This is a genomic window from Lunatibacter salilacus (assembly GCF_009797935.1).
Lineage (GTDB): Bacteria > Bacteroidota > Bacteroidia > Cytophagales > Cyclobacteriaceae > Lunatibacter > Lunatibacter salilacus.
This window is the reverse complement of sequence record NZ_VOLC01000026.1, coordinates 77,642-88,950: the sequence shown is the minus strand read 5'-3', so window position 1 is coordinate 88,950 and position 11,309 is coordinate 77,642. Positions and strand designations below refer to the sequence as shown.

General features: G+C 41.3%; 9 protein-coding genes. 2 read left to right on the top strand and 7 right to left on the bottom strand.

What is annotated here, in order from left to right; translation table 11 throughout:
* Positions 1-207 precede the first annotated feature (207 nt).
* The 3 genes from FQ608_RS24975 to FQ608_RS24965 form a co-directional block, all read right to left on the bottom strand.
* On the bottom strand, positions 208-1,938 hold the full coding sequence (locus tag FQ608_RS24975) for a hypothetical protein (RefSeq protein WP_158861223.1): 1,731 nt from the start codon (positions 1,936-1,938) through the stop codon (positions 208-210).
* Positions 1,935-2,432 (bottom strand): M48 family metalloprotease, encoded by a 498-nt coding sequence (locus tag FQ608_RS24970; RefSeq protein WP_158861222.1) that lies wholly within the window; start codon positions 2,430-2,432, stop codon positions 1,935-1,937. The genes FQ608_RS24975 and FQ608_RS24970 overlap by 4 nt, the downstream gene beginning before the upstream one ends.
* Positions 2,433-2,910: 478 nt before the next feature.
* Positions 2,911-3,156, bottom strand: a complete 246-nt coding sequence (locus FQ608_RS24965; protein ID WP_158861221.1) for a hypothetical protein — start codon at positions 3,154-3,156, stop codon at positions 2,911-2,913.
* A gap of 61 nt (positions 3,157-3,217) precedes the next feature.
* On the opposite strand from FQ608_RS24965, the gene FQ608_RS24960 reads away from it, so the two are divergent.
* Positions 3,218-3,742, top strand: a complete 525-nt coding sequence (locus FQ608_RS24960) for a hypothetical protein (RefSeq protein WP_158861220.1) — start codon at positions 3,218-3,220, stop codon at positions 3,740-3,742.
* A 66-nt stretch (positions 3,743-3,808) separates the two neighbouring features.
* Here the strand turns inward: FQ608_RS24960 and FQ608_RS24955 are convergent, their stop codons facing one another.
* On the bottom strand, positions 3,809-6,016 hold the full coding sequence (locus FQ608_RS24955) for a hypothetical protein (RefSeq protein ID WP_158861219.1): 2,208 nt from the start codon (positions 6,014-6,016) through the stop codon (positions 3,809-3,811).
* Positions 6,017-6,072: 56 nt separating this feature from the next.
* Positions 6,073-6,477 (bottom strand): aegerolysin family protein, encoded by a 405-nt coding sequence (locus tag FQ608_RS24950; RefSeq protein WP_158861218.1) that lies wholly within the window; start codon positions 6,475-6,477, stop codon positions 6,073-6,075.
* 736 nt (positions 6,478-7,213) lie between these two features.
* Between FQ608_RS24950 and FQ608_RS24945 the strand changes: the two genes are divergently transcribed.
* On the top strand, positions 7,214-7,408 hold the full coding sequence (locus FQ608_RS24945; protein WP_158861217.1) for a cold-shock protein: 195 nt from the start codon (positions 7,214-7,216) through the stop codon (positions 7,406-7,408).
* A 219-nt stretch (positions 7,409-7,627) separates the two neighbouring features.
* On the opposite strand, the gene FQ608_RS24940 is transcribed toward FQ608_RS24945, so the two are convergent.
* Together FQ608_RS24940 and FQ608_RS24935 are read right to left on the bottom strand one after the other, a co-directional pair.
* Positions 7,628-9,748 (bottom strand): outer membrane protein assembly factor BamB family protein, encoded by a 2,121-nt coding sequence (locus tag FQ608_RS24940; RefSeq protein WP_158861216.1) that lies wholly within the window; start codon positions 9,746-9,748, stop codon positions 7,628-7,630.
* Positions 9,749-9,800: 52 nt separating this feature from the next.
* Entirely contained in the window at positions 9,801-11,264 is a 1,464-nt protein-coding gene (locus FQ608_RS24935; protein WP_158861215.1) for an arylsulfatase, read from the bottom strand.
* Between the last annotated feature and the right edge of the window lie 45 nt (positions 11,265-11,309).

Below are 11,309 nucleotides of genomic sequence, written 5' to 3'. Positions count from 1 at the left end.
ATAGTTCTCCATCCATTTCAAAGCATTCAGCCCCAAGGGGCTGATTCAAGTCACACACGGTTTGGCGCTTGGCGCAGTGGCGGGTTTCGGAGTACAAAACTGTCAATACACTACAAAAGTCGATGCGAGGTAGAATGTTCAATTAACCACTTCACCCGCCATTGAGCCAAACGCCTGTTACAGGCTGGCGTTCTTGTCTGTCGTGGGTTACGCAAAAACATCTCTTATCAATTTTTTGATTGTCAAGTTTTCAAGTTTTGAAGCAATAGGGGAAACGTTGTCCTGATTGTCTTTCCAGTGCATTCCTTCATTATAAATTATACCAAGTAGATAATGTGATTCAGGAGATACAATGCCCATTTCTTCCGCTTTCTCTAATTTACTTCTAGTTTTATGTGTTGTTAAAAAAGCAGTTCTTGCTTCAGGACTTTGTAGTTTATTATAAGCGATTTCTTCAATTTTAACTCTTAATGCACCACAAACTGCAAATGGGTCGTAAGGTTGATTAGCCAAGTAGTTTGTTACTTCATTGTTAAGATGTTGAATGAAATTGTTTGATTCTCCCCAAGTTTCGGGGAGCGCTAAAGCCCTAAACTCTGCTCTTTTGTTAATTGTTCCTGGGTGGTAGTGCAATAAATACTTGTCTAAGTCTGCTTTAATATTCGCATTCTCTCTGTTTCTAAGCAAACGTATAATATGTGGACTAACTTGTATCGTTGAACTATCTAGATAATATACCTTTTGATTACTGAATGCAAAATTCTTGAAGTAGTTCGGATTTAAGTGAGTTAAAATTAATGGATATATTCTCTTTCCTAAAGAATCATATTCCTTAATAAAGGTTGTAATGTAATATTGAGCAGCCGTTAAATTAGCATCATCTAAATAATCGAATACTTCATCAATTATCAAAATGTTTGCGGCTTTCTTCAAATTTCTTTTTGCCCTAAAAAGCATTGAAATAAATGTCAAAATATCTCTTTGTCCGTTTGAAATATGGATTGCTTTTGGAAACTTTACTACGAGTTTCCCACCAGTTTCACTTGAACGAATGCTTTTCCAAGTACAATTAAAAGTTGAAAGTGTGTTATCGAAACGTTGTTTGTCTAATTTGTAAATACTGAAAACACAAGAGGCTTTGAAATTATTGGGGTTTTGATTATAGAGCCAAATCAACTGAATTGCTGCCAAATAACTTTTTGCTTCTGAATTAAAGCCAATATCAAAAGCGTGAATCAAATCTCCAATTGTATTTAGATATTCAATTTGCTTTAAATCTGCTAAACGATTGTCGGTTATCCAGTCAAGTATTACTTGTGCCGTGCCTTGTTGTGCATTTATTTCAGCAATAATTGCATTGATTCTGCCTTGTATTCTATCACCATTTCCCCTTTGTAATGATAGGTAATTTTCACTTAATTGTTCAACCAATAGTAAATTAGCTAAAACTACATTTGAATTTGGAAGAACCCGACTACATACGCCAAACCGTGCTTGTGAATCTCTGAAAGAGTAATTGAATGCTATATTATCTGGAATTCTATCAACTAAAACGACATCCTTTATCTCTAGTGTTGCAGTTGCTCTTCCATATTGAGAACCAATACCTCTCGGTTTTGTGAGGTTATTAATAACGAAGCAATCAATTTCATTACTGATGGTATTTTTTGCATTATCCGCTTGTAGAGTTGCAACAGAACCATCAGGCCGTATATACTCAATATAGATTCTTGGTAGGTTTGCAATGTTTTCTAAGTATAAATCATCTTCATCTAAAGCAATACGTCTGTTGTTCATTGAATTAAAAGCAGTTGCTAAGGAGCTTTTCCCAAAACCATTTGGTGCAACTAAAAGGCTTGGCTTGTTATGTGCAATATCTAATGCAAACCTTTTGAGCTGAATTCCTTTGATATGCTCAATTTCGATGACCCTTATCATTTTATAGTATTAGATTTCAATAATTCAGTAATTCTTTTAACTCTTGCTCTGTTTATTGGATTATCAAATGCTGTCGGCTCGGTTGATATTGATTTTGTCAAACTTGATTTTATATGTTTGCCATATCCTTTTGAAATTGCGAAGTCGTCTGCGTTAAACTCTCGCTGTTGTAAGTCCTGATGCGGATTGAACACGTGTCCAATTTCGTGAAGGATGATTGCAACAACTTCTTCGGGTGATAGTTTCTTTAAATGCTCTGCTTCAAACACTATCAATCGCATTGTTTCAACCGCTGGTGTGTGTTTCAATTCTGTTACACACGAAGGAGCATAGGAACGGCAAAAGAAAATATTCATTTCATCGAGGCGTTGTACATCTTCGTCTGACAGGGCTTGAAATAGAATTGAATATTCATTTCTAATTTGTAGAAATTGTCCAAAACTGGTTTGCAAAAATCGTTTTCTAAATAAGCTACCTTTTTCTTCTGCTGTCATTTTATTATTCCTCTCTAAATTCCTTTTCCTACAAAATCGGTTTATTGTTGTGTCGGTCTTTCTTTACGCTTGCCTATAACTCGTTTATATCCGCACTTTTACGCACTTTAATTTCGGATTATCTCCCTTATTTTGCTAACTTGGTGCACTTTTAGTTCCATCTATATTTTCAACCCCTTCCAGTTAACAATAAAACCTATAACCTCAAATAAGGCCTATAAGGATCGCACCCCCCGAAACTACCTTGCTCGTTTTTAAAGATAGGGCCTTTATTTTACGAAAAAAATACCCTAATCTGGGTATTTTTTATTCGGATTCCATTTATAGTTTTAGTATTTATTTGGATAACCTAATAATATTTTGGTTACCATTGGTAAAAGCTTGTTAAAAATGGGTTTGGTTTAACGGAGTGAGCACCGGGACGGCTATTTTAAAAATAAAAAACATAATTCCGGGGGTATTCCGGTGACCACCCAATTTATCGGGCAAAAATCAACTCTTTTTCGCGGTCGGTAACAAACTTTAGATAGGTGGAAAACCTACTCACTGAAACGAAGCCAACCGCTTTGTGGGAAAGTTCTGCCACGTCTAGCTTCATTTGGACGAATGGTAGCCCTGTTGGCTGACGGTAATCAAACACCACAGGAATGCCTAAAAGGAACGTAAATTTCCAAAATGGAAGTAAGCCCATCGGTTTGGCGTTTCCTTGAGGGAAACGTCCCAAGGATATCAAGGCTGCTGCTTTCTTTGTATATTGACAACCGTACCACCGTTAACCTGCTTTTATGTCACTGTCCGAATTACAAACCTATCCGTTTGATTACTTTGAAATACTTAAGGCGAATAATCCCGCCCACTATTTTAAAGCCGTACATGTTTATAAATTTAATGCGGATGAACATCGCTATTTGGTAACCTTTGAGGAATATGTATATCAGGTGTATGTGCTGCATTTTTGTCTGGAAGCACTTCAGGATAATCCAAATAAATTTAACATACTTGCCCATGTGGGTCCTGTAAAAGCAAAAAAAGTAATAGGCACCTGCGTTCAGATCGGATTGTCAATCTATGCGAAAAACCCACTTGCTTCATTTGTTTTTACCGCAGGTCCAGCGGCTGATGAATTCGATTTGACAAACACAAAGCGCTTTTCAGTTTATACCTATTTTGCCGAGTTTTTCTTCAACGCCGAACATTTCACGCACGCATTCTCCCGCGAAAAAGAATCCTATTTACTACTAAATAAGAAGTATGAGCAACAAGATCCGGACGCAATGCGGAAGATAACGGATATGCTTGACCTGAAATAAAAAACCCCATCAACTGTCAGGTCACGTCCTTTTGATGGGATCCTTATGGGCATAGGCAAACCGATATCATTTACCAAACACATTATGGAGCTCCTCCACAATTCCAATATATTGTTTTCTAATGGAGTTAATGCTGTAATAGTTTTCGGGTTTCCAGTTCGGTTTCCAGTTGCTGCTGCTAAAGCTGTATACGTTTAGGTCCTGCATCCCTTTTACCGCATTTTCAAGATGTTCGTTAATATTTTTAATAGACGCGACATTGGTGCTTATGCTTTGTCCCTGCCAGGAAGAGGCGATATCTTTGGCTGCGTCAAATTGAACCGGATAAAGAATCATATCGCCTTTTTTCAATAGACGCTTCGTGGTATCCACTTCAAGCTTTGCCGCGGTGAACGGATTTTTCGAGAATATAGCTCCTTCGCTGTTAATTTGATTTAAAAGCATTTGAGAAGGCCCAAAACCGTAGACATCTCCTGTAGGAGTTATAAAGGGAATCACTTTTAAGAATGTACTAAAAGCACTGTAGTTTTTAGGCAGAAAAGAACAATCGTCTGTCTTATACCAAACCTTGGTATAGCCCGCCGTATGTGCTGTTTTGGTAATTGTATGCGTAATGGACTTTTCGCCTTTATACATTACTCCCAATCCCAGCTCTGCACTACGCAAAAATTTAATATCATTCCATTTCGTATAAATTTTCTGGGCATCCTTGCTTAATCTGTCATAGGCAGTTTGAATCACATTTGCGTCATCAAAATTATCCCGGATATACCCAGCCTGCTGACTGAATGAGGCCGCAATCTGGGTAAACGGAGACATCTTAAAATCGGTAGATGAAATTCCGCTGGCATCAAGCATATAATACGTTTTCCCCAGCGTAAGGAAATCCTGAATCATCGCTTGCTTTTTCAGTAGTCCCTGTGTAGAACTTAGGTCATCGATGGCATTTAAGTAGCCGGTAGCCATCCATGGAAATAAATCCGGCCAGTTACTAATCCATACGCCAAGCGCGGTGTAGCTATCGTCCTTTTTTGCCGCTTCGAGTTGTTCGGCAGTTTTGGTTTCCAACTGTCCGATTGCTTTGAAGCTTGCGGCAAGTTGTACCTTTGGCGGCACAACAGCTTCTACCAGTACATCAAGATTATTGGCGGCAACTTCGTTTTTAAGGTCAACAACAGGCTGGGGGTCTGCTTTTTTCTCAGAACGTTTTAGGAATTCATCCAATGTCAGGTCTTTTTCTGTTTTTTTAGCCTGTTCATACGCAGATGCCTTAGCAAATGCCTCCAAACTATCCAGGCTCGTTATTTCTTTTATTTTATCCGTAACCCGCGGATCTTTTGCCGGTGTTTGGAATGCCGGTATTTTTGGAGGTTCTTTCACTGCACTGACCTGAGGCGCTTTTTCCAGCAGACTGATCGAGCAAATTTCGCTGAATGCCTTACCCTCCACAACCTGACTCCAGGCCGCCACCTGTGCCTGCACACAACTCCCGCTTGACCAGGAGGCTGTTTTTACATCCACCTTTGATTCTCTTGTCGAATTGCTTCCATCGTAAGCAGCTTCTACTGTTATTGCTTTACCAACTCCTGAGTAGGTGAAATTACCTTTGCTGCCGTATTTCCAGCTGCTTTCGCCGGATGCACTAATCATCTCCAAAGAAACCGTTCCCATACCTCCCCATACTACCCCAACTACCATTCCGTCGCCATGTTCCTTAAAAAAAAGCTGCACAGACTTTACCCATTCATCGACCAATTTCATGATTTCCGGATGCTCATCCGGTTGTTGCATCAGGACTAACAGATTTTCGGTTCCTATTTTTTTCATCAACGCATTGTAATTGTCCAATGCAACCAATGCCATTTGCTTTGGGTTGGCCTGCAGGGAATTGATTAAATCCTCTGCTCTTAAATCGTTAAAATTTACGTACTCGACACCGGAAAGCATCTGCACATTATAATTGACCGCCACTTTCTTGGTAAGTTCAGCAGCCGAATTACCGGCATACACGGATAAGCCGGCATTGATACTCGCCAGTCCGGAGATTCCATATGAACCGGAAACCCCAACAGAACCTTGATTTAAACTATCTGTATAGGCATAGGAGCTGCCTCCTGTCATGGTTTGTTTTACCTCTTTATCAGGAACCATTCTGGTAATATCTCCTTTTAGTATCGATGTGAGGAAACGACCTGTATCACCTTTAATAACGCTTCCAATCTCAACAGCATAAAAAGGATTGATTGCTCCGTTTGTACCTTTTGTATGGCTCATAATGTTTGTGTTTATTTTGGATAAAAAGGCCCTAATTACGTTGCTTCGGCAATGACTTAAAGCTTAATACACGTAATTGATATATTTCCTATCGCACCGGAATCTGTGTTTCCGCCTTCCCTGTCTGTATAATACGACTCCTTACTCGCCTCCTGATTCCAGCTAAAACTATTTGACTTTTTACCCCATGGACAATCCCAGTTAAATTTACCAATTTTAGTATCCCCATTGTATAGTTCAAAACTGCCTTCTGTACCGGAAGAAGCACCTGACCTTCCGCATGAACAAACCATTGTACTTTTTCCCGATTCAACAGTTAGTTTATCTATGTCACCGGAACTGATTTCTGTGTCCTTATCTCCATATTTATAAAACTTACCCCAATTCAAGTTCGCATGTTGTACTTTTAAGGACATGTTTTCTGATACAATTTTCACTTCAATCCATTGTGCGTATGCCATAATTTCTTATAACTAGTTCCTACCTCTTGGCCTTTCGGAAATTGCCTCGTTTTATAAAGTGGGGTCTGCTCCACTGATTGTATTTTAAATTGCTTTCTAATTCTACGTGCAATCAAGATGGTTCAGCTTATAGAAGTAACTATACTGCTGTCAACACTTTTATTGGACTGGAATTTCCAGTCTGTATGTTAACTGCCTTCTCTGGATTTAATTCCGCTTATTCTGATCCGGTACCTAATTGAAATAAAACCAGTCTTATCAATTTTAGTCTACTGGAAAAGCCACTCGATGTGACAACTTGCGTTGCTATTAATGATAAGTCTGTTAATGTACGAAAAAAATAACCTAATTGGGGTATTTTTCACCCCAATTCCATTTATAGTTTTAGTATTAGGTTGAATAACCTACCATTATTTTGTTTTCCGCTGGAAATAGCCTGTTAAAATCGGGATGTTTTTATAGCAGGGGGTTACGGAGCTTCTGAAAAAAATTTAATTTCAGGGTATTCCTGGGGATATTGACCGATGGATCAGCCCGCAGGCGAAATCAACTCGTTTGCTTAACAATTACAAGGTTTGAAGATCTTACCGGATACCAAAACTAGAAAATCAGTAAATTCAAAGGGTCAATTATTTGGCCGCCTCCGATTATTTTGGAAAATTATTCGAAAAAATATTTTATTTATAAAAAGAATCCTTACCTTTATATCAATTATTACAATCAATTAATTATAATTATGAACACAGGAAAAGTAAAATTTTTTAATGAGTCCAAAGGATTCGGTTTTATCATCGACGATGAGTCATCAAAAGAATATTTTGTGCATGTCTCTGGCTTAATCGACGAAATCAGAGAAGACGACGACGTTTCTTTCGACTTAAAAGAAGGTAGAAAAGGTCTGAATGCAGTGAATGTGAAATTAGTAAGCTAATCATAACATTGACAATCGGTTATGAAAGCGATCCACTTTGTGGATCGCTTTTTTTTATGCCTTGTTTTTAAATTCAACTACCTTTCCCAAGAATTTGGATCGAATAAAATAGTTTTTTTAAAAACCCAACCGCCTTTTCACCTTACTCTTTATCACTTTATACGACCACTTACGCCTTTCTAACCTTACAACTTTTAGCTTTTAGCTTTTAACTTCCCCCTATTCCGGCAATGCAAACGCCACATAACTATCCCCACTTGGTGTACCAATCCGGTTAGCCCCACCCGCGGCAATAACCACAAACTGCCGCCCATTGATCTCATAGACGGATGGAACCGCATACCCTCCGGCAGGTAATTTATAGCTCCACAATACCTCACCCGTCTCCGCATCAAATGCACGGAACATCTCATCTGCGGAACCACCCATAAAAACCAAGCCCCCGGCTGTAGCCACGCACCCTCCAAAATTCTGGGTTCCCAATCCACTGAGACCCCTGGCAGTCAGTTCAGGGTAATCCCCCAAAGGGACTTTCCACTCAATCGTAAGCGTATTTAGATCCACTGCGTTCAATGTACCCCAAGGTGGTCTGGAACCCGGAAACCCCTCCTCATCCAGAAACAAACGAAAGCCAGCCATAACATATTTATCCTTAGCATCCTCCGCTTGATCCGCTACTCCCTCAGGAGCCTTTCCCTCGACGATATAATTTACAAGCGCATTTACCTGCGCATCATCAAATTGAGAAAAAGCAGGCATTACTCCCTTTCCACCAGTGATAATACCCTTTATTTCTTCGGTGGAATATTTATCCCCAACCCCCACTAATGTTGGGTATGCATCAGCAATACCCTGTCGGTCGGTGCCGTGGCAGTTGGAGCAATTTAGCATATACGTATGATATCCGGAAGCACCTACCTGATCGGTGTTTTGCTGGGGAGCAACTTTCTTAAGCTGCAATATCATGGCCAATTCGTTGGCGTTAACATACATCTTGTTCGTATGTGGATTATAAGATGCTCCACCCCAAAGCGATCCGCCCCGGGTGGCGGGAATGGCAATTGTACCCTCTATGCTGGGAGGGGTGTACATGCCTTCATTTCGGTATTTTTTGAGTTCCGCTTTCGCATAGTTGGATGCCTCCTCGGATATATTTGTTAAATAGGTGCTGTCCATGCTTTGTGGCACTAGCTGTATTCCCTGATTAAACTTTTGGGTAGGGTGCACCCTTTCTCCAGGTATATAAGAAGGCGGCACAGCCCGCTCTTCCATTGCCATCAGCGGCTCTCCGGTGTATCTGTCCAACAGAATTAACTCTCCCATTTTCGTGGGTTGAATCAGTGCTTTTCGGGATTTTCCCTCAAAGGGTATCGTTACCAAAGTAGGTGCGCAAGGTAAGTCATAATCCCATACATCGTGGGTTACGGCCTGATAATGCCATTTCCGTTCCCCAGTTTTAGCATCCAAGGCAATCACACAATTCCCAAAGAGGTTTTCACCCAATCGGTTACCACCGTAAAAATCGTAGGTAGCCGATCCGGTTGCCACAAACACCCAGCCCTCTTCCTCGTCCAGACTCATGCCGCCCCAATTATTGGTGCCTCCGTAGTTTTCACCTTCAATCCATTCCCAGGTATCATGTCCGAATTCGCCTTCTTGGGGAATGGTATGAAAAATCCAAACGAATTCCCCCGATCTGGCGTTATAAGCCCTAACATGCCCCGGGGATGCATCATATCCTTCTCCCGTTGCAGAACCTATAATCAGCAGGTCACCGTAAATTATTCCGGGTGTAGAAAGGGCTATGGATAAGGATGCAGGATCCTTTCCCAGGTTATTCCTAAGGTCTAGTTTGCCTTCTTCTCCAAACGCCGGGATCAAGTCACCGGAAATTGCATTCACCGCATACAGGTAGGGTCCTGCTGACATAAAAATACGGCCATCGTTGCCATCATCAAAATAGGTCACACCTCTATTCACTCCCGAACCCTCGTGGAATTCCGATGATGAAAAACGCCATAACTGCTTCCCTGAATCAGCCTCCAGCGCAATCAGATCGAGCTGGGGTGAGGTGACGTACATGATATCTCCGATCACAATGGGATTACACTCCATGGGTGTGCGTGGACCGTTGTCTCCCGTATGAAACTCCCATGCGGGCTCTAATAAATGAACATTTTCGGTTGTGATTTGCCTCAAGCCGGAAAACTGGGCGGCATCTTTCGATGCCCTATAGGTATTCCATGATAAATAATCATTTCTTTCTGGAGATTGGCAGGAAAAAAGCAAACAAGCGCCTGCAAATAAAAGCACTGGCAACAATGATATTTTAAGGTTCATTTTTAATTATTTGTTAGATCTGATTTTGGGTCTATTTAGTATTTCTTTTTTGTTACTTTTCAATAAATGGCCATTCGGGATCTTCTATCCTGGAGTTTTCCATCAATTTAAGCATTTCTTCCACCACCTCAGGATGCTGTTCGGCAAGGTTGGTTCTTTCCTCCGGATCTTGGCTTACGTCAAAAAGAAGTACCTCTGCATTTTCCCGTAAAACATTCAAACGGATAGCTTTCCAGTCACCCTTACGAATCGCCTGCTTCCCGCCTTGCTCATGAAACTCCCAATACAAATACTTGTGGGCGGGCTGCTCCTTTCCCAATAAAGCAGGTAAAAAGGAAATCCCATCTATTCCGTCGGGAATATCAAGTTCCGCAACATCCGCCAATGTCGGGAGAACATCCCAAAATGCGGAAATATGATCAGACCTAGATCCCGCAGCGACCCTTGCGGGCCATCTTGCCAACATGGGCATACGGATTCCCCCTTCGTACAAGTCCCGCTTATACCCTTGGAAAGGACCATTGCTATTGAAAAAATCCGGGTCGGCCCCACCTTCCACATGAGGACCGTTATCTGAGGTAAAGATGATCAGGGTATTTTCAGATAAACCCAATTCATCAAGTTTGCCAAGAATTTCACCAACCTGATCGTCCAGCAGGGTAACCATGGCGGCAAAGGCGGCGCGGGGATGCGCCTGCGACCCGTACCCACCAACTTTATAGCGCGGGTCCTCAGGATCGTCTACTCCTTTATAGGGAGTTTCAGGTTCAAAGATGCTGACTTGATCCAGCGTAGACTCAGGCGTATCGGTTTTCATAAACCGCTGCATATATTCTTCCGGCGCAAACAGCTCGGCATGTGGGATTACGGAGGGAATATAAAGGAAAAAGGGTTGGCCTGCATTTCTGTCCAAAAATTCCAGCGTCTTCTCATGAATGAGATTTGGCGCATAAAGCCCTTGGTCAGTACCTGCATTTTCAGGCAAAGAAAAAACCTCTTCGTTGCTGTTAAGTTCTCTTGGGTAGTAGTTGTGTGCAATGGTCTGACTGTTATATCCAAAAAACTCATCAAAGCCCTGATTCAGCGGGTCCCCTGTACTGCCAGGATAACCGAGTCCCCACTTTCCAAAAGCACCAGTGGCATATCCTGCCTGTTTTAGGAGTTTAGCCACCGTGAGTGTTTCAGCAGGCAAGGGGAATTGTCCACCATTTAGCCCCCTATTTCCACGTACAGGAGTGTGTCCTGTATGATAGCCGGTCATAAGCGCCGAACGCGAGGGTGCGCAAACGGTTGTCCCCGCATAGTGCTGCGTAAAAAGCATGCCTTCTTTTGCGAGCCTGTCTATATTTGGGGTGGCAAACTTCTCCTGTCCATAAACTCCCAAGTCGCCATACCCGAGGTCATCGGCCATAATATAAATTATATTCGGAAGTGGTTCCTCTATTTTATTTTCCGAACAACTGCTCAATAGTAAAAGTAAGAGACTGTAACTAATGAATACTAGGCGTATATGCATGCTTGCTAAATGGTTGTTTTAATTGGGTTTAAATCCTATTTAATC